Annotated in this window: 1 protein-coding gene (cut by a window edge); it reads right to left on the reverse strand. The window is 71.7% G+C overall.

Annotated features, from left to right (window positions below; all coding sequences use genetic code 11):
* On the reverse strand, positions 1-21,885 hold the 5' portion of the coding sequence (locus tag ACH49X_RS23580) for a hypothetical protein (protein WP_357207665.1). The gene continues 13,146 nt to the left of window position 1, outside the view; 21,885 of the gene's 35,031 nt are visible here — the first part of the coding sequence; its start codon is at positions 21,883-21,885; its stop codon lies off the left edge, out of view.
* Positions 21,886-21,917 lie beyond the last annotated feature (32 nt).

A 21,917-nucleotide genomic window follows, 5' to 3' on the forward strand; every position in this document is an offset into this window, starting at 1 on the left:
GCGGGTGCTCCCGTCCTCCTCGCCCGGGGACACCAGCTGGTATTCGAGGCTGTGCGTTCCGCTCCACAGCACGTCGGCGTAGGCGGTGTTCCGGACGGCCAACTCGCGCAGCGCGTCGACGTGCCCGCCGTGTTTCGCCACGACGACCAGCCTCGGCTTGCCCCACTGGTCGGTGACCAGCGCGATGCGCTCGGTCAGGCGGACACCGGTGGGCTCCTGGTCGAGCCGGGCGGCGATCGCGCGGCGCGCCGCGCCGAGGTCGTCGAAGTCGGCGGTGGCGTCCCGCGCGGAGCGCGCCGGGGCCTCGGCCATCGGCCACGGCTGATAGCGGCCGTGGTTGTCCGCGGCGCAACGGGCGACTTCCATTACGATCTCGGCCTCGGGCAACCCCACCTTGTCGACGTACTTGCGCAGCGCCGCCAGCCCGGCGTCCAGCGCGCGGCGCTCGGGCGGCACGCCGTCGCCGGCGTGCGACGCCTTCCGATAGGCGCGGTCGTAGGCCTGGGTGTAGGCGGTCTCGGCCGGGCCGACGGGCACGAACCGACCCGATTCCCGCAGCACGCGGAGGGTTTCGATCTCGACGGCGAAGTCACCGGTGCGCATCCGCCGCAACTCGGGCGAGTCCGCCCTGTGCGGTTCGGGAGTGTGGTCCGGATCGGCTGCGGTGAATCCGTTGGCCCGGTCCCATTCCGCGGCGTAATGGGTGGCGTAGTCGACGCCGTCGATCAGCGGTCCGCGCTCGACCAGCGCGGCGCGCACCTCGCGCACCGCCGCGCGGAACGCCGCGGCGTCGAGCATCGACGGCCGCACCGAGGAGTTGCCGCGATACGCCCGCGCGGCCACCCTGCGTGCCTTGTCGCGGGCCGCGTCGAACACCTCGCGCAGCCGGTCGTCGTGCCCGACGGCGCGCGGCTCGTCGGCGGGACGATCCCGCTCGCTCTGGTACTTCGCGCGTTCGTCGCGCACCCGGGTGAATTCGAAAGCCCTCGCGTGCGCTTCGGCCTGGCGGTCGAGCATGACGCCGACGTATTCGTCGCGCGACAGCGTGAGCCGCTCCAGCGGCCCGCCGCCCGTTCGCGTCTGCTCCGCCATGGCGGCGGCGTGCACCCACGCTTCGGCGAGCTCGGGCGTCGAGGAATTCAGGTGCAGCACAATGCTGTCGGCGGAGGGAACGTAGCCGCTGCCGGACCGCAACAGCTGCCTGCCGTCACGAGCGGCAGGCGGGTCGTCGAAGGTGAACCGGATATCGACGCCGAGCCGGTCGACGGTACTCATGGCCCACCGGCCGAGGGAATTGCCGTCGCCGCGCACCCGCTCGCCGCGCATGTTCTGGTAGACGCGCAGGTTGTCGCCGTCCAGCTCGCGCATCACGCGGTCGAGCCGATCGGCCGGCCGGTTCGTCCCCGCCGGTTCGTCGGCCGTGACGCCGCGCTCCGCGCCGGACCGCTCCTCGTTCCGCTCACGCATCCAGTGGCCGTCGGCCTCGGACCAGACCGCGGACGGGGAGGTCTGCTCGCGCCGCAACCACACCGCGCCGGAGTCGTCGACGTCCACCCAGACCCGGTCGGCGACGACGTCCTCCACCGCCAGGGTGTGGCGCAGCGACGTGCCGGGCGCCTCCTCGCCGGTCACCCGGGTGAACCGGTCGCCGGTCTCCGCGACGAACACCTTCGGCGGCCGTCCCGGCAGCCACGCCACGCGGTCGGTGATCCAGCTGCCACCGGCCTCGCGAACCTGCCGGTCCATCAGGTCGTGCCCGACCCGCGCCGCCAGCTCGACGGCGACCTCGTCCAGCGCCGCCACCGCGCGCCCGCGGTCGGCGGCGAGTTCGCCGAGGACCCGCAGCTGTGCGTCGAACGTGGCCGGCTCGTCGTCGCCGAGTCCGCTCCGCCAGCGCGCGAGCTCGCGCACATCCGGCCGACCCTGCGCCGGTGCGCCTCGATCGAGCACGTTCTGATCGAGGCCGCCGAGCTTGCGTACCAGCTCATCCCACACCGCGTCGATGCGGCCGATCTCCCTGGTGTGGGCCGCGTGCCTGCGCACGAGTTCCTGGGCGTCGCGCGCGGCCGCTGCGGTGCCGGGACGGTATTCACCGGCCGAGCGCTCATGGCGCTGGGCGGCGTCCCAGTCCCGGCCGTGCGCGCTGCGCGCGCTGGCGCTCTCCTGCGCGGACCACGGCGGGTCGAACAAGTCGCCGGCGAGCAGCGCGTCGACGCCCGCCGCTCGGCCCAGTTCGCGCAGCGCGTCGCCGTCGAGCGCGGGGTCGGCCTCGTGTGCCCTGGCCACGGCCGCGTCGTAGGCCTCGAGGTACTGCCCGCGCACCGCCCGCTGATAGTTCACCTCGACCGGCGCCAGCGCCGTCGGCCGACCGGGGTACCCGGCGTTCTCCAGCTCCCGCAGGAATTCCGCCTGCCTGCCGGTCGCCGCGGCATCGGCGCGCAACTGCGCCGCGATGTAGTCCTCGCGCGTCGTGCCCCGGATCCGCGACGGCGTGACCTCGACCTGTCCGGCGCGGATCGCCTCGGTCAGCGCGGCCAAGCGCACGAGTTCGCTCGCCAGCTCCACCTGTCCGCGGTCATGGGTGTCGATCAGGATGTCCATGGTGCGGCGGTCGAAGGCGTCGGCGGCGCCGATCTCGTCGCCGAGGTCGGCGAACCGCACCCGCGCGCCCTCCGCGCGAAGCAGTCGCGCCGCCTCCCGCCCGACGGCGGACTGTTCGAGCAGCTGCCAGACTTCGGTCGTTTCGACGTCGATCCGGTTCAGCTGCCACAGGTCTTCGGTAGCGGGGCGCTCCTGGTGGTCCGCCGCCGATTCTTGCTGATTGTCGTCGGTCGGCTCGGAGAATCCGGTGTCATCCGGCGTGGCATGCGTATCGGCGTCGGCGAACTGCGGCTCGGTGAAACGCACTGTGGGCGCGGGATCGCCTGCCACCACCCGAATTTCGGTGAAGCCGTGCTCGGCGGCCAACCTGCCGAGCAGGGTGTCGCGCATCGCTTCCTCGGGCGTCCGGTAGAGATCCGGGTCGGCGCCGGGGCCGCCTTCCCGATGCCACTCGCCCCTGATCTCGGTCACCCAGTGCCCGAGTTCGGACATCGCGCTGCGGAAAAGGCCGGCGCCGTCGGCCGGTCTGGTGGCGGGCTGGATTCGGACGCGCAGCACACCGTCGCCGTCGACGGTGGCGTGGATGCCGCCTTCGCCGTCGGGGTAGAGCCAGGTGTTGCGTCTGTCGTATGCGCCGACCACGGTGTGGTCGGCGCCGAGCGGCGCGGCGGCATCGGGCGGCGGCACGGGGGCTATGTCGCGCGCGTGCTCGCGCACCCGCGCCAGCCGTTCCATGGCCAGGTCGTGCCAGCCGGTGCGGCCGTAGCGCTCGAACTGCGGCCGCAACGCGGCAACCCGTTCGGTGAGGATGTCGACGGCCTCGCGGGTCAGCCCGTGGTCGCGGTAGCGGACGTTCCCGTCGGCGTCGCGGGTGAGGAATCCTTCGGCGAACGGGCTCACCGCGGCGCGGGCCTCGGCGCCGGGTTCGAAGGCGCGGCTGTGGTCGATGCCCGCGAGCTGCCGGTCGGGCCCGGCGAGCCAGCCGAAACGATCCCGGTCGGGGGGCCGGATCATGGTGTCGAGCAGACCGAGGGCGCGGCCGGGGATCGAATCGGCGTACCCGAGGTCGTGCGGATCGGCGAAGTCGCGGTGCCGGTCGCCGGCCGGTTCACCCGGCATGACCTGCTGGTAGACGAGGTTCGGCTCGTGCAGCACCGACTCGGGCACCGGGGCGTCGAGCGCCCGGCCGAGCACCCCGGTCAGCACCTCGGCGACAGCGTGCCGCGGATTGACGACGACCTTGCGGATCAGTTCGGTGCCGTTGCCGAACCGGACCAGCTCGACGCTCCTGGCGCTGTGCGGCGAATCGCCCTCGCGCAGTAGGGTCGAGCCGATTTCACCTGCGACCAGCGCCTCCGCCACGACTTGGTCGAACGAGCGCTCGCCGTGCGCGGCGTCCCAGGCGTCGCCGTAGAAGTCGGCGTAGGTCTGGTCCGGGCCGACGAGTTGGGCGTCCATCAGCGGGCGCAGCGCCTCGAACGCGGCCTCCCTGGCTTTGTCCTGAAGGTCCTCGGGCCACGCGTTCGGCTCCGCTGCCCTCGCGGCCGCGTGCGCCGCGTCGTAGGCCTCGGTGTACACCCGCTCGAGGTCGGTTTCGGGGATGTCGTGCCGCGCCGCACGCAGGTCGCCGATCGCGGCGAATTCCATGACGCGCGCGGCGGTCTCCAGATCGAGCATCGTCCCGACATACGCGCGGCGCGACGACTGTGAACGGACCCGGGCGGCGTCGGGCATGTCCGGCGCGTGGGCCAGGTCGGCGAGGGTGCCGCCGCGCACCAGCGCGAGCATCTGCTGCGTGTCGGTCAGGCCGGGGTCGAGAACCAAGCGCCGCTGCGCCGGGTAGTAGCGGTCCTGCGCGCCCGATTCGTACTCGATCCGCACCTCGTGCTCGGTCAGCGCCCGCTCGATCTGCCTGCCGATCTCGGTCCGGGCCAGTTCCGCGCGCAGGCGGGCGGTGCGCTCGGCCGCCGCGGTCCCGGCCAGGTCGCGCGGCGTCACCTCGCCGATCGGGTCGCTCGGCGCGATGGGCTCCGGCTCCGCCACGGATCGGACGCGCACGTGGCCGAAGTCGTCGATCTCCACTTCGAGGAACCGGCGGTCGACGTCGTCGCGGCCGAGCAGCGCGGCCGCGAACGGGTCGCGTTCGGCCTCCCGCATGACCCGCCGATGGTCACCGGCCTCCGCCGCGATCACCACCCGCTCCGGCTCGCCCGGCACATGCGCGACGTGCTCGGTGAGCACCCGGGCGCCCGGCTCGCCGCGGACGGCCGCGCCGAGCACCCCACGCGCGGCCAGTGCGGCGAGACTGCGCTGTTGCCCCTCGAGCCGGGTCCGGGCCTGGTCCCGCAGATCCGCCAGATCGCTGAGCACGCGCAGATCGTGCTGCCTGCGTAGCAGTTCGGCGTCGTGTCCCGACCGGGTGAGCGCGTCTTCCGCCTCCCGCAGCGCACGCTCGATCGCCGAGCGGGAGACGTCGCGGCTTCCGAACACCGCCTCGGCCCGGCGGGCGAATTCCGCGGCGGTCTCCTGCGCCCGCAGCCTGGCGTCCTGGCGGGTCAGCGCACCCTGCCACAGTTCGTCGGCGGTAGTCGGTGAGAACGAATGGTGCCTGCCCGCCTCCGCAGCGCCGTCGCGGCCGACATTGGCCTCGTCCCAGATGGTTCCGTAGTAGTCGGCGTAGTCGCGTCCGTTGTTCCACTCGGTCCGGCCGAGCGGCTCGCGCAGCGCCGCGACACCGCGCTCGTGCGCCTCGGCGCGGGTCCCCGCGTTGTCCCAGCGCCGCCGGGTCAGCTCTTGGTCGAACGCTTCCCGGTAGTGCTGCTCGAGCGGGTGTTCGGCGATCTCGTAGCCGAGCGCGCGCAGTTCCGCCGCGAGCCGGAAGTGCCTGCCGCTGGCGGCGGCTTCCTCGTCGACCATCGCGTCGACGAATTCCTCCCGCGACAGCGCGCGGATGCGCTCGGGCGTGTTCGCCGTCGTGCGCTGGAGATGACGTTGCGCGTGCAGCGATTCGTGCGCCAGGGCCAGCGCCTGGCGCACGTGCGAGTTGCCCGCGGTGAACGCCATCGCGGCCAGTTCGCGACGGCGGAACTCGCCGGTCCTTCCGTCCGGCGCGGAGCCTTCGTAACCGGTGCGGGTCGGTCCGCTGTCCAGGCTCGCCAGGATCTGTCTGCCGTAGTCGGTCTGCCGCAGCAGGTCGCGGACCTGGTCGTCGTGAGTGTCCAGCACCAGGCGGTCGTTCGACGGCGCGTCGGCGGCACGGCCGAACCCACCCTGCTCGGCGTGGTGCAGCAACAGATCGTGCAGCGCGCGAACGGGTTTGCTCACCGGCTCCGGATCGCCGAGGTGCTCGCGTATGACGACTTCGGCGAAGGCTTCGGCCACCGCCTCGTGATCGTCGAGCAGACCGTCCTGGTCGAGGCTGTATCCGCTCAGTTCCCGCAGCCACCGGCCGAAATCGCCGTCCGGGTCCGCGGCGGCCAGCTCGAGCAGATGACGCTCCGCCCGCATCCGCGCGGCCAGACCACCGGCGTGGTCGAGCACGTGACCGTATTCGTGCACCGCGACCGCGAAGACCGGCCGCCGCAACATCATCGGCTTCAGTTGGTCGTTGCCGACGGCGTTGTACACGGCCGCGCGGAAGGCCCGCGCGCTGGTCGCGTGCTCGTGGCTGAGCACTATCGCCCTGGTGAAAACCTTCTTGGTGACCTCATCGATCGCGCCGTCGGCCCACCCGAGTTCGCCCCGCTTCAACTCGCCGATGCCGACCCCGCGCAGATCGGCGTGCGGGAACCGCTGGCGCATCTCGACCACGGCCCTGGCGTATTCGCGCACCACCTCGGGATCGAGGCCGGGCCGGTCGAAGCCGAACACGTCGAACTCCGGGTTGCCCGTGACCTCGCGCAGCCGGTCCCGCAACAACTCGCCGACCTCGTGCGGGCCCAGCCGCGACCACTCGTCCGCGGCCGGTGCGCCGAGCACCTCCGTATCGGGCAGGTCGGCGGCGATGTCCTCGGGCGGATGGGCGCCGCGCGCCGACTCGTCCGCCATCCGGTCCCGGCCGGTGGGCGGCTGGTCACCTTCCGGCGCGCTCGCCCTGCCCGGTGTGAACCGATCGATGAACCGGCCGAACCTGCTGCGCGGTTTGCCGCGATCCGCCAGATCGGCAGAGCCGTCGCCGAGCACTTCCACGATCCGCGCGAGGAGTTTCTTCCGATCGGGCGCGGCCAAGCCCTGCAGATGCGTGGACAGGACATCGGATTCCGATCGGTTCGACAGCGGAGCCGGCACCCGCCAGCCGCCGTTGCCATCGGGTTCCAGGTGGATGCTCAGCACCGTCGAGCCGACCTGGAAGATCTCCAGTTGGTGATGTGACGGGCGCGGGATCCCCGGATCGCTGGGCAGCGGGATCCTGCGGGTATAGAGCCGATGCGCGACCTCGGCCGGATGCGGGGGCGTCAACGGGGGGTCGGCGGCGGCCGCGGTGCGGTATCCGGCCTCGTGGAAGCCCTCGGTCAGCCGGCCCGGCACGTGGAAACCCTGCCGGCCGGTGCCGCGAGCCCGATTGGCGTCCTCGGCGGTGTAGAACGCCTCCGGGCCGAGCTGTTTCAGCCACTCCTCGAACCCGAGACGGGTCCGGCCCTCCGCTCGGTAGCGCAGGTAGTGCGCCAGCATCTGCGTGAGCGCTTCGCTCCTGGTCGGATGACGATACGGCCCCTCCGCCGCCGTCACCGTGATGTGGTGCATGGTCGGCAGGCCGCCCGCCCCGCGCACCGCCTCGCGGTAGTCGAGATAGTGCGACCGGTCCCAGAGCACGTCGGCGAATTCCGGGTGGCTCGCCGCCAGTTCGCGCAGGGCGTCGATGTGCTGTCCGGGTTCGGCGACCACCACCAGCCGCGGCCGCCTCCCCGGTTCGGAATCGGCCGGGTAACGCGCGACGCGGTCGGTGAGCCGCTCCGGACGCGGCTCACTGTCGAATTCCTGATCCAGAACGCGCCGGGCGAGGTCGGCGTCATCGTGGCGCCCGGTCTCCCGGGTCGCGGGGTCGTCGGAGTGCTGCGCGTCCTCACGAGGCTTCGGATGACCCCAGCGCGACTCGTCCTCGTTGCCGGCGGCGCGGACGACATCGAGGGCGATCTCGGCCCGGTCCAACCCCACCCGGTCGAGATAGCGCCGCACCGCCTCGCGGCCCGCTCGGTAGGCGGCCTCCTCCGGCGGCGGGGCCTCGGGATTGCGGCGATGCGCTTTCTCCGCCTTGGGGTACGCCTTGTCATAGGCCTCGGTGTACGCGCGTTCGGCCGGGCTGACCGGAACGTATTCGCCCAGGTCGCGCAGCATGCGCAGACTTTCGATCTCCAGCACGATGTGGGTGGCGCGCTCGGCGACCCTGGCGCGGGTGTCGCGCGCGGGTGCGCCGGCCTCGACCGCGCGCTCGGTCGGTGCGATGCCGTGCGCCCGGTCCCACGCGGCGGCGAAGTGACTGCCGTAATCCCGCCGGCCGACCTGCGGCCCGAGGCGGTCGAGGTGTTCGCGCACGGCGCGCACACCGGCGCGGAACGCGGCCCGGTGATAGAGCGGGTAGGACCGGACGACGCCGGACTTCCAGTACGTCTTCTCGGCGTACTTCATGGCGTCGTCGTATGCCTCGGCGTAGGCGCGTTCCAGGTCGTCGACGCCGATCCGGTCGAGATCCGTCCTGCCGGTCTCGTCGGCGTTGCCCGCGTACATCAGGGCGTACGCCTCGGCCATTCGGTCCAGCATCAGATCGACGTATTCGTCGCGGGAAAGGGTCAGCCGCGCCAGCGGTTCGCCTGCGGCCTCGTTCACCTGCTCGGCCAGCCGCGCCGCGCGCACCAATTCCGCGGCGTGCCGCCCTGGTCCGGCGTCGGACTCCAGCACGACGGAATTGGTGGCCGGGTGATATCCGGCGTCCGGGCGCAGCTCGTACCGGCCGCTGTCCATGCGCCGGATGCTCGCCTCCGACTCGGTGGTGAACCGGATGTCCACCCCGAGCCGCTCCAGCGCGACCGCCGCCCATCTGCCCTGCGGACTTCGGGTGAGTTCGGCCAGCGCCCGTTCCAGGAGAGCGCCCGCGTGCTCGGTGATCGTCCGCGGGTGCGTCCCCTGCCCGGGCGGATCGATCGGCGCGGGCGCGTCTGCGGAGTCCCGCGAGATGCGCAGGTCACCGGATTCGTCGAGGCGCACCCGGAGATCGGTGGGCGGCGGGTCGCCGTCCAGGGCGGCGCGATGGGACAGGTCCTGCCGCACGATGCCGGTGATCTCGCCCAGCAAGCGAGCGCGATCCGCGCTCACCCGTGCGTGTTGCGCGGTCAGATCCGCGAGCAGCAGGACATAACTGGTGCCGTTCCAGATGTCGATGCGCTCGGACCGTTCCCGGACCAGGTCGAACATTTCCTGCCGGGTGGCGGGGATCTCGTCGTCGGGAAGGTTGAAACCGTCCTTCAGCCGCCGGAACGCGCGATCCCAATCCGCTTCGATCCGTACGAGTTCCCGCCCGGCCGCCGCGTCCGCCCGCTGGAGCCGCGCCAGTTCGCGGGCCGTCGCGAGATCGGAGGGAGCGTATTCCGCCGTCCCCTCGGGTGTGCGCGAGCGGTGCGCGGCGTCCCACTCCTCGCCGGCCTCGTGCCGTCCGCTCACGCCCTCGCGCGGATCCTCCTGCGCGTCGAACCGCGGATCGGCCAGCAACTCGTCAACGCCCGCCGCACGCCGTCGCTCGCGGTCGGCGCTCGCATCCGGTTCGGTGGCATCGAGGTCGAGCACGTGCCGCAGGTCCGTGCCGGCGCGGCTCAGCATCTCCTCGAGGTCGATGACCCGCAGTGCCGCCCGCTCCAGCTCCGACAACCGGTCCCGCCAGGCGCCGGCCTGATCGACCCGGACGGTCCGGCCGTGCAACTGCTCCATCGTGTCGGCCAGTGCGGCGCGCGTGGTCAGCTGCGCATCGTCCGCCAGACCGCGCGCCGCTTCCGCACGCAGGACGCGTGCCGCGTCGACAGCCGCGGCCACGGCGTCCCGCCGCGCGGTCAGCCGAGCCGCCTCCGCGTCCCGGATCGCCCGGCGCGCCGGGTCGTCCACCGCCGCGCCGTCCGGCTCGCCGGCCCGGTCGAAGGCGTCCAGGTAAGCCGATTCCAGCACGCTGCGCTGCGCGGCATCGACCACGTCGCGCACCGGCCCGCCGTACGGGTCGTAACCGGCCTCGCGCATCTCCCGGTGGAATTCGGCTTGGCGGCCGAGCGCCTCGGCCTCGGCCCGCACCCGCGCGGCGACGTGATCGGACCGATCCAGCTCCCGGATGCGGGCCGGGCTCACCTCGAGCCTGCCCTCGGCGACGGCCCCGGCCAGCTCCGCCGCCCGGACGACCGCCGCCGCCTGGGCCAGCTGGTCGCGCCCGCGGGTGCCGATGAACACGTCCATCGTCCGTCCGTCGAACCGGTCCGGCTCCCCTGGGCCGTCGCCGGGTTCCTCGAACCGGATGGCGGCGCCGAGATCGCGCAGCCGGGCGAGCGCTTGCCTGCCGATCTCGCTGCGCACCAGCACTTCCCGTACTTCCGCCGCGGCCACATCGATCGGGCGATGATGCCAACCGGCCGGTTGCGCCCCGTCCGGGCGAACCAGAGCACGCGCGCCGGTCTCGTCGCCACCGGTTGTGGCCGGAAGGGCGAGGTCGGCGGGCGGCAGGGGTTCGCCGCCGTCCTGCGGGTCCTCCACCCGGACCGCGTGCCGCTCATGGGTTTCGACCGCGTCGCGTTCGATCCCGGCCGTTTCATCGCGCGAGATGAACCGCTCCAGCCGCAGCCCGTCCATGAACCGCCCGAGCCATCCGCGGCGGCCACCGCGGTGGACCGATTCGCGCAGCAGGTCGTAGGCCACGCGCACGGGTTCGCCGACCCGGAAACGGCCACGCGACTCCACTTCGGCGAACGCCTCGGCCAGCGCCTCCGCCGGGTCGAGCAGTCCCGACTTGTCGAAGCTGTACCCGCTGAGGTTGTCCTTCAGCCACGCCAGGTAGCCCTCGGTGGTCGGTTCACCCAGCTGTTTCGACAAGTAGTGGTTCAGCAGCGCGGCGTCGAGTTCGCGCCGGGCGAAGCCGCTGCCTGCGATGTCGAGGATGTGGCCGAACTCGTGTACCGCCATCGCGTGGACGGGTCTGCGCGTGGCGGACGGATGCAGCCACCCGGATTCGACGCCCCGCTCGACGGCTTCGCGGAATTCCGTCGCGCTCGCGGCGTAGTGCGCGTTGATCAGCAGATCGTCCGCGTGCACCTTCCTGGTGCGACGGTCGATCAGCTGCCCGGTTTCGGCGAAGACGCCGCGCGGCAGGTCACCGACGACGATCCGGCGCAAACTCGCCTGCGGGTACCGCTCGAACATCTCGACCATCGACCGGGCGTATTCCCGCAGCACCTCGCCGTTGAGGCCGGGACGGTCGAAGCCCGTCACCTCGAACTCGGCATCGCCGGTGATCCGCCGCACGGTGTCGCGCAGCTTCCGCCCGACCTCCGCCGGACCCAGCCGCGACCACTCGTCGTCGAACGGCGCGCCGAGCAGCTTCGCATCGCCTTCGACCGCCTCGACCAACCGGTCGTACAGCATCCGCACCGGCTCGGGCACGTTGTCGCGGCCGTTGGCCACCACTTGGACCAGCGCTTCGGCCAGCGCCTCCGACGATTCGATGCCCTGTGCGGTCAGGCTGTAGCCGCTGAGGTGGGCGCGCAGCCAGTCCATGAAGCCATCCATCGTCCGGTCGGCCGGATGGTTGTCCAGATAGTGGTAGAGCAGCTGGTCCTCGGCCCCGGCTCTGGCGGCGTTGTCTCCCGCGAATTCCAGCGCGTGCCCGAACTCGTGGACGGCGATCGAGTACGCGGGCCGCCGCAGGACGGCCCGGTCGTACAGTCCGTCGCCGACCCGGTCGGTCATCGTCCGGCGCAGCTCCCGTGCGCTCGCGACGTATTTCGGGCTCACCGTGATGGACTCGGTGTGGAAGCGGCCGTCCGCGTAGCCGGAACGCGCCTCCGCGATCGCCTTGTCCGGCAAGTCGCCGATCCCGATGCGGCGGATGTCGACCTGGGGGAAGCGGGCGTGCAGATCGACCAGCGCGCGGGCGATCTCGCGTACCGCCTCCGGGCTCAGACCGTCGCGGTCGAAGCCGAACACCTCCAACCGTGGGTTGTCGGTCATCCGGCGCAGGTCGTCGCGCAGCTTCTCGCCGACCTCCGGCGGGCTCAGCGGCGACCACTCGTCATCGGTCGGCGCACCGAGCAGCGTCGCATCGGAATCATCGGGCCGCGCGGCGTTCTCGTCGTTGCCGGGATCCGGAGCCGGTGCGCCGGGCGGTTCGTCGTCGCGCAGCTGCGCCGCCGTATCCCCATCCGGTTTGCCGTCGCCCAACCGCTGCTGGTTGTCCCGCACGGCGGGCTGGGGATGCGCGTCGGCCGCGATGAACCTGGTCGCGCGCGCGTCGGGCAGCGTGCCCTGGATGAGCACCTGGGAGAACTGGTCCGGCAGATCGAAGATCGGCTTGAACTTCCAGGACGCGCCCTCCGGCGGCGCCCCGGTGCGCCATTCCAGGATCACCCCGTCGCCGTTGGTGAACGCCTCGGCCGCACTGCGCGTGCGCGACCACGACGTGGTGTCGCTCTCGGCGGCTCGCCGCTGGGAGATGTGCTCTTCGGCGGACAGGTCCACGGTCCCGCGCGGCACCGCGCGTCCCGAAACCGCCTGCCGATAGGACGGATTCACCGATCCGTCGGGCAGCAAGCGGGGAATGCCGCGATACAACGGCGTCCCGTCCTCCGGCAGATCGCCCTCGAAGAGAACGTCGCCATCGCGACCGAGCGAGTCGCCGGCGTCGGCACGCTCATCGATCCGCCCGCCCGGCTCGGAACCATCCGGACGCCGCGCTTCATCCGGCGCGCTCGGTTCCTCTGCCGACCGCGCGGGCGTCGACGGCGGCTCGGACGGAGGCCCGCTCGGCCGCACCCCACCCGCGGCTTCGGGGCCGTCCTCCCCCGGCTCATCGGCACTACGCTCCCGGTCCCGCGCAGCCTCCGCCGCCTCCCACTCCGCGTCCATCCGGCGCATCCGCTCGACGGTCGCCTCGAGCTTTTCGAGCATCCCGTCCAGCACGGCATCCCGCGGTGGCGGCTCCTCGCCGCGCGCACGTTGTGAACCGGGCTCATCCGGCGATTCCGCCACACGCTCGGACGCGGCCTCCCACTCCGCGTCCATCCGGCGCATCCGCTCGACGGTGGCCTCCAACTCCGTGAGCATTCCCTCCAGCACCGGGTCCCGCCGCACCGGCTCGTCCGAGACATGCCGGGACGCAGCGCCTTCCGGTTGCTCCGATTCCGCCTCCGGCGTCGAATCGAGGGCGGCCCTCCACTCCGCGTCCCGCTGACGCATACGCTCGACCGTGGCCTCCAGCCGCGCGAGCATGCGATCCAGTTCGGGATCTCGCGTCACCGAGTCCACATCTGGATCACGTCGAGAGCCGCTGTTCTCCGGTCCGTCGGTCTCCTGATCGGAAGCCGCTTCCCACTCCGCGTCCATTCGGCGCATCCGCTCAACGGTCGCCTCCAGCTCCGTGAGCATCCCCTCCAGCACCGGATCGCGCATCGGCTTGCCATCCGAAGAGCGTTGTGCCGCAAATTCTTCCGGCGACCGCGGCCCGTCGGCCAAGTGGGCGGGCAACGGCGGTGTGTACGGGATGTCGGCGCGCCAATCCGACAGCGGAGGCCGCCGATCGTCCCAATGCGGACCCTCGAGCCGCTGCACGGCCTCGTAGATCTCGTGCCAGGTGACGTTGTAGTCGCTCTCCTCGCGGAACCTGCGCGCCAGCTCCGACCACGCCCGCGCGTCGGTGACGAGCCGGAAGTCCTCGGCCAAGGGATCGCCGTTCGCAAGCCGATCCCACGCCTCGGCGACGTGGGCCAGCCGATCCAGTTGCCGCCATTCGAGCTGCCCGCTGTCCGGGTCGAGCATCAACAGCTCGTCTTCCATCAGCAGCTTCTTGATCTGCCGCACATCCTCCGCGGTGAGATCCGGGGTGCGGGTGCGGCGCATATGGTCGTGCAGGGCGGCACGCAGTGCATCGGAATCCGTACCACGCACCATCAGGTCGAGGACCTCGCCGAGGACGCGCCGGCGCTGCTCGACGTCGAGCGAACCATCGAAATGCCGGTCCAGCAGCGCGTTCGCCGCGTCGACGGCGCCGAGCAGCCGGGTCAGCTGGGCGTCCGGGTCGCCGGTCGGGTCGATCGCGGCATGGGGCAGCACCCGGCGGCGCAGCACATCGATGACCTCCTGCGCGGCCTCGTCGCGCTCCCGCCGATGCTGCTCGCGCACCCGCTCGGCGATCCGGTCGACGTCATCGGCGTCGTCGAGGAAACGCCGATACTGCTCGTCCGTCCAACTCTGGACGCGCGCCCAGTCCGCCCGCCGCTGCCGTGCGCGATCGCGCAACTGCTCCGGGGCCTCGCGGTCGTCGGTGACGTCGTCCGGTTCGGCGGGACGGACGAAGGGCTGGTGCTCGGACTTCGGTGCGCGGAACCACGGGTGGCCTTTGAATCCCGGCCGGATCCTGCCCGGGTTGTCGCGATCGGCGAACCAGGTGAAGCCCGACAGCTTCGCCGTCTCGATGATCACGCGCATCGTGGCGGAAATCGCCCCGGAGAACGGCATTTGGTAGGTGGGGATGTCGCCGGGGTTGATCGGTGACCCGCCACCGGGGATGTGCGGCAGCATGTCTTCGTTCATCGGCGCCTGCGGCGGCGGACTGTGCGGGTCGCGCATCGTGGGTTCCGGCGGCGGCGGGTCGGCGAGCCAGTCGTGCACCGTCGCCTGGATCTGGTCCACCGCCCAGCTGCTGACGCCTTCCGGCAGGTCACGGCTCTTGAAATCGTGCTCGGCCACACCGCGCCGGTTCTGCCGCCAATCCGGCCGGGACGGATCGACTTGCTGCCACTCGCCGTTGGCGGCGCGCCACATCGCCACGTCCAAGCCGCGCCGCGGCGTCGCCCCTTCCCGCGCTCCGAAGCGGCCACCGAGGTGACGCACCTGCGGGCCGGGCAGGTCATCGATCGTCCAGTCGCCCTCACGGTTGGAGGTGATTCTGCGGTACTCCACCGTGACATCCGGGCGCATCATCGCCCGCACCACGGCTTCGGAGGTGTGCGCGGCATGCTGGAGCGCGAGGTCGTGGTCGGTCATGCCGTTCGCGGGCGTCAGCGGTTCCCGCGGACCGTAGACGACGATCCGGGGCGGCTCACCATCGATCATCCCGACCCGGTCGGTCTCCATCCGCCCGCCCGCGGCTTCGATGTCCCGGCGTCCGGCGCCCGCGACCTGCGCCATCCGGTCCTGGATCCGGCCGATCCGATTGTGCGCGTCGTTGACCTCGCCTGCCACCTCGCCGAGCATGCCGACCTGGTCGGACCGGTCGGGATGCTCGGACGAGAGCCGCTCGATCGTGTCCGCCAACCGATCCGGACTCAGGGCGGCCTCGTCGACCAGGCCGTGCTGGTCCACGAGGCCGAGCCGCTGCGCCAGATCGTCGCGCATGGCGCGGCGCGGTTTGATCCGCACCAGCTCGCGGGCGCGCTCGGCGGCCGATCGGTGTTGTTCCGCAAGGGCATCCGCCAGCAGCGGCCTGCCCTCGACCGCGCCGTCCCGGACCAATTCCCGCAGACCGCTGTCCAGCACCGCGATCCGCTCACGCAACCGGATGACGTGCTGGGCGGCTTCTTCCAGCTTGTTCAGGTCCCGCAACCGCCGCATGCGATCGGCGGCCGAGCGCTGTTCGCTGACCTGCCCGCCCGCGTCCTCGCCCAGCGGCGCGATATCGATGGTCCTGCGGGTGGCGGCCTCGTCCAGCCGCCGCATCGTCTCGGCCAGCGATTCGCGGGAGCCGAGCGCACGCTCGGGATCGCCGACCGCCATCGACCTGGTGGCCCGGTCGTCGCGTTTGGCCTGCCAGAACTCCATCTCGCGGGTGAGCCGGTGCCGTTCGCCCAGCATCCGGTCGTACTCGCGGTTCGCCCATGCCGTGGCCGCGGCGAGATCGTCCGGCTGCGCGCCTCCGGGCGACGGCTCATCGCCATCGGGCCGGTCGGGGCTGGCGTCTCCCTGCTCGGCCGGCGGCCACACCTGCCTCTGGTAGGGCTCATCTCGTGCCGATTCCTCGCGGCGGTTGCGCGCGCCGTCATCGGGTTCGTCCGGCAATCGGGCAGGCGGGTCGGCGGGCGGCTTGCCCGACCCGCCATCGGCGGCTTCCGTCCGCGGAGGTGTCGCCTCCTGGTTCGCCGGATCGTCGCGGCCCAACGGCGCGACTTTCCGGTCGCCCGGCTCAGGCCCACCGGGGGGAGGTCGTTGCGCACCGGCGGTCTCCGCCTCCGAACCGTCGTCCGGAAGATCGATGTGGTCGGCCTCGAGCGAGAGCGGCGCGTCGCTGTTCTCCGGCGGCTCGGCGGCCGATCGGGTCAGCAGGTCGTGCAGCGCTCTGGCGGGGGCGCTGACCGGGTCGTCGTCGCCGCGGAGCACGTGATCGGCGAACGCTTCCGGCAGCGCTTCTTCCGGCCGCAGGTTGCCGTCGCGGTCGAAACTGTGGCCGCTGAGCTGGTGCAGCCAGTCTTCGAAACCGAGTTCCGGGCTGCGGGTGTCGTCATCGAGATAACGCTCGTAGAGGTATTCCTCGGCGCGATGGCGCGCGCTCTGCTGGCTGGCATGGTCGAGCGCGTGCCCGTATTCGTGCGCGACGACGGCCCGGACCGGACGGCGCAGCACGTCCGGGGAGAACCGGCCGTTGTCCACACCGATCCGCAGTCGATCCCGGAACGTCTGCGCCCCGGTCGCATGGTCGTAACTGAGGACGATCGACTCGGTGACCATGCGCCCGGAAGCGTCCAGCCGGGGCTGCGCCATGCCGATCACCTCGGGCGGCAGCCCGCCGATACCGATGCTGTGCAGGTCGGCGGCCGGGAACCGCTCGACCAGATCGACCATCGCCCTGGCGTATTCCCGCACCACCTCGGGGTTGAGACCGTCGAGGCCGAATCCGAAGACTTCGAAGCCGGGATTGTCCATCGCGCCGCGCAGGTGCTCGCGCAGCCGCTCGCCGACCTCCTCCGGACTCAGGTGCGACCATTCGTCCTCGCCCGGAACGCCGAGCAGTTCCGCATCGCGGGTGGCCGCCGCGTCACTGTCCGGGGGCGGAGGTGACGAATCGTCGGCGTCCCGCGCCGGGGTGTCGGCATCGCGAGCAGGAGTGTCCGCGTACGGCGGCCGGCCCGGTCCACCCACCAGCGCGGGCGATTCGATACCGCCGATGACGTCGATCCGCACCAGCACGCCGTCGCGATGGAGGTTGAACTCGCGCGAGGTGACGACGCCGTCCTTGGTGGCGTGCACCAGGTGGTATTCGACCGCCAGCGTCCCGTTCCGGTGCGCTTCCAGCAGTTGGTCACGCGCCCGCGACAGCGCCCGCCCACCGGGGCTGTCCGGATCGACGCCGCGCGCCGCCATCTCCTCGGGCGTTTCGGTCAGAATCCGCCGCAGGTTCTTGTCGATCGCGGCCGTGCGGCGCAGATACTCCGGCGAACCTTGTTGCGCTTCAACCGCTTTGGAGCCGCCGAGGTGCCGGTGGACACCCTTGGCCTCGATCACCACCAGCTTCGGCGGCCCACCGTCGACACCGGGGACCAGCACAGCTATGTCGACGGTATCGGCGCCATCGATCGCACCCTCGAACGGCGACAGCAGCACCGCGCCCGGATACTTGTCTCCGTCGAGCGCGAACGCTCTGCCGCCCAGTTCACCGAGCGTCTTCGACGCGTTCACCAGCAGCGGGCCCAGCCGGTTGAACTCCGCGGCGTTGCGCTCCAACTCGCCGAGACGATCGAGTTTCGCCCGCTTCTGCTCGTCGGAGAGGTCGGACTCCAAGATCTCGATCTCGAGTTTCTCCACGCGCGCGGCAAGCTTATCCTCGGCCAGATCGCTGATCTTCTTGATCTTGAATTCCGCCATGCGCCGCTTGACCGCGTCATTGGCCGTGTTGCGCCGCGTCTCCAGCGCAGCCCGCTCGGTGACCGTCTTCGCGATCTGGGCCGCGATCGCTTCGTCGACCACGGTGTAGGGCTGCTTGTCGCCGGGATCGGCCAGGAACCGGTAGGGCCTGCTCGTCAGATGGTCGGTGACGTATTCATTGTTCAGTTCGTCGCGCAACCGGAAGCTGTCGTCGCGGTAGGTGCCAGGGTCGTCGTCCTGGTGATGCCACGTGCCGTCCCGATCGCGATAGGAGTCCGGCCGATCACCGAACTTGTGCAACAGCCCGTCGGCGTCGCGGAACATGCCGGTGGGGACATCGTCGTCACCGTGTTCCGAGCGGTGCTCGGCGTCATCGGATTCCCCGAGGAAGTCGGGCGTCTCGTCGAGGGCCGGGAGGCGGTCGCGTGCGGGCCGCGCGTCGTCGCCGTCGTGCAGCGGCGTGACCTTCCGGTCATCCGGTGCCTGCGCGCCGTCGGCGTCACGCGGCCGAGTCGCCGAATCCGAGGGCCGATTCCCTTCATCCGCCGCGCTCGAGACACGGTCGCCCAGCGGAACACGTTCCGGTTCAGTGGTATCCGAATCGCTGCGTGACCGCGCCGGGACCGTATCGGCACCGTCCAGCAGCGCGCCCCTCCGGTCGCCCGGTTCTGACGCGCCGTCGGTGTCACGCGGCCGATTCCCTTCATCCGCCGCGCTCCGCTCACGGTCGCCCAGCGGCGGGACCTTCCGGCCACGGGTTTCCGCATTGTCGGCGTCACGCGGCCGATTCACTTCGTCCACAGCGCTCGGCTCACGGTCGCCGAGCGGAACACGCTCCGGACCAGGAAGATCCGGGTCGTTGCGTGACCGCGCCGGGTCAAGCGAACTCGCGTCGTCGCGCGAACGCGCCGGGTCCGTGGCCGGATCGAGTGGATCCGCGTCGTCGCGGGAGCGCGTCGGGTTCGGAGCCGGATCCGACGGCGAACGCGGCGGTATCGGGGCATCGTCCGCCGGGCGTCCTCCGGCCACTCGCCACCAGGTGTCGGCGTTCTTGCGGAACTCGCGGGCATGCCATTCCGCCTGCGAAGCCTTGATCCGCAGCTGTCGTTTTGTCACCCCTTCGGGCAGATCCGCCGGATCGACGCGGTCCACCAGGTCGCGCAGCTGTCGCGCCTGCTCGGCGGCCCGCCTGGCGTGCATGTCCGCCATCTCGGCCCGTAGCCGTGCGCGGAACTGCTCGGGCGTCTCGTCGCCGCGCCGACCGGCGATCTCGCCGTCGGGACCATAGATCGGACGCTCGTCGGCCGGTCGCACGCGCGGGTCGGATCCGCTCGGCGACACCGCCTTTCCTTGGCCGTCGAACAGGATCGCCGACACCGAGCGCAGGTCCGCGGGCACGTCGGGCGGGAATCCCTTGCGGCTGTCCGCTCCCGGATCGGACACCTCGATACGGAACTCGCCGGTGTCCGGATGCATCCGCACGGTCAAGGTGTAGGCGTGGGCGCCGACCCCGTGCTCGTCGACCGGGCCGGCGTATTCGTCCACCACGAGGGCGCGCGGTCCACGGCCTTCGGCGACATCGCGCGGATCCATCCCCGCGGCCATCCGCAGCAATTCGTCGGCGATGCCCTGGTGACGGGACTCGTCCGGCCCGCCGTCCGGGTAGTCCCACAGACGGCCGCCCGCGGCCTGCTCGATTTCGCGCAGGGACATGCCGCGCTCGCCGACCGGTTCGTCCGGCGGCCGGATGGTGTCGCTCCCGGTGGCCTCCCGCAGCTCGGCCAAGGAGAGCCGGGCGCACTCCCCGCGATTCTTCGGATGATCTGCCTGCGCATCGGATTCGGGATCGTCGCGCGTGGTTTCGTCCGTATCCCGGCGATCCGGCCCATCGGTGTCCGCACCCCGGCGACGAGCCGGGCCATCGGTATCCCCGCCCGGGCGACGAGCCGGGCCATCCGTGTCCGCGCGGCGCACCGGCCTGGCCTCACCCACGTCACCGGCGAGCGGCAGCACGACCGGCTGCGCGGCGTCGCGCCTGCCGTCCTCGGATTCCGTGGTATCGCGGCCCTCCGGCCGGTCCGCACTTGCTCGGCGCGCCTCGCCCGCCGGGCGCGCCTCGCCGTCCTGGCGGGTCTCCCCGACCTGGCGGGTCGCACCGGCCTCCCGCCTGGATTCGGCTCGCGGCGCTTCCGAGTCGGTCTTGCCCGCTCGTACTCCGGCCTCGTCGCGGCCGGAACCCGCTGCGCGATCGGCTACACCGGCCCGGCCCCGGTCGGCCACCGCCCTGTTCTCGGACGTGGCGGCCGGGGTGCGGGAATCGGCGGACGGCACAGGCCGCGCGTCGCTCGCTCCCGGCGAAGCAGGCGACGCAGGCGTGGCGCCCTGCGCGACACCGCTGGACGGCGGCGCGCCGGCGATACTAGGCCCGGTGTGCGGCGTCGCCGCCGGGCCGGTGAGCGGAACGCCCGCGACGGGTGTCGTGCCCGTCGGCGGAGTATCCGAGACCGACCGCGTCTCCGGATTCTGCCCGCCGTCGACCGCGCCGCGCTGCGTGACACTCGGGTCGCCAGCCCTATCATGCTGCGCCGCAGCAATATTCGGCTCTTCCGACCGGCCTGCTTCCGCGCCGCGGTCCTGCCGTCCTTCGTCGGCGAGCCCTGCGCCGGCGTCGGACGCCGACCGCTCGCCGGACGTGGACCGTTCTCCCGGCGTGGTCTGCTCGCCCGCCGCACTTCGCTCACCCGACGCAGACTGCTCACCGGACGACGTGCGCTCCCCCGGCGCGGAATGTTCACCCGACGCAGACTGCTCACCCGAGGCACTCCGCTCACCGGACACAGCCTGCTCACCCGACGACGTGCGCTCCCCCGACGAAGACTGCTCACCCGACCCACTCCGCTCCCCCGACGACCCCCGCTCCCCGTTCTGTGCCGTAGCGCCGGCCTCACCATTCCGCCCAGCCTCGTTGCCATTCGCCCCCGCCCCATCGGATGCCGCGCCCGATCCCCGATCCCCGGACGCGCCGGTGACGCGCGCAGTATCCGTACCCCCGGCGACATTGCCGTTCCCGGCCGCGGGCATCCCGGCGCGCGGAGCACCGTTCGTCCCGGAGGTATTCGACGCGCCGGGAGCCAGACTGCCGTCCCCCGCGCCGGGCGTGGCCGCGCCATCGGGCCGGTAGCCCACCCGCGGCCCGCCCACGTCGGCGAAGAGATTGTTCAGCCGAGTCCCCAGATCGGGACGGCTCATCGTGGTCGGCATCACCTTGTTCCACATATGCGCGGAACCGACCTTCGCTGCACTGGTCATCGCACCGTTGGACGCGCCCGCGGTGAACATGCGCCAGTCGACCGGGGTGTTCCCCAGGTTCTGCAGCGCCTTGTCCAACCCGTCCGTCGCCACGTCGAAGCCGAACTGCGTGGCGGTCGCACCGAGGAAGCCCGCACCCGCGCCGGCCAAACCCGCCGTGGTCCCGGTGATCGCGCCGTGCAGGAACGGATTGAAGTCCGGACCGAACCGCCGAGTCAGCGCGTGGCCGAGCTTCTCGCCGAGCGGTCCCGCCGCGGCGCCGCCGACCGCGGAACTCACAGCGGTGACGACGACCTGCTCGACATTGATGTTCTTGCGGTGCCCCTGCCCGACCTGATAGGCCTGCACCCCGAGTTCCTGCATGGTGCCGAGGATCGTGTCGATTGCGACGTGCCGGAGCACGAAACTCACGAACCGGTTGGCCACGATCCGCCCCACCCGCTGGATCACCGCCTGCACCAACCGCTGGCCGATGATGCGGACCGCGATCCGGGTGGCCGCGATCGCCGCCGCATCCACCGCGGGCTTGAAGGGACCGGACGCGAACGACGCCGCCAGTTCCGCCGCCAGCAACGCCAGCGACGACCAGTACATCAGCTTGCCGTACTCGATCTCGGTACCGACGTCGTATGCGGAGTCGCCGATTTCCTTGAAGTAATCGGCCAGTTTCGACAGCGTCTGGTCGTCCTGCGGGTTGCCGCCGCTGAACGTCAGGAAGCTGTCGAAGGCCTTGACCATCTCCTCGTAGCCGTCGCCGGAGGGATATGCGGTCGTCGACGCGCTTTTGGCCGCCACGATGTCGGGGATGACCGAACGCAACTCCTCGGCGGCGGTTCGCCAGTCCCCACCCAGGCCCCACATCTGGTCTTCGTTGCCCTCGGGCCACTCCATGCCGACGATCGGCTCGAGGTATTTCAGCGCGGCGGGCAGCTCGATGGCCATGGGCGGCTACCTCGACGGCCCGGTGCGGCCAC

This window comes from Nocardia sp. NPDC019323, assembly GCF_044389845.1.
Taxonomy (GTDB): domain Bacteria; phylum Actinomycetota; class Actinomycetes; order Mycobacteriales; family Mycobacteriaceae; genus Nocardia; species Nocardia implantans.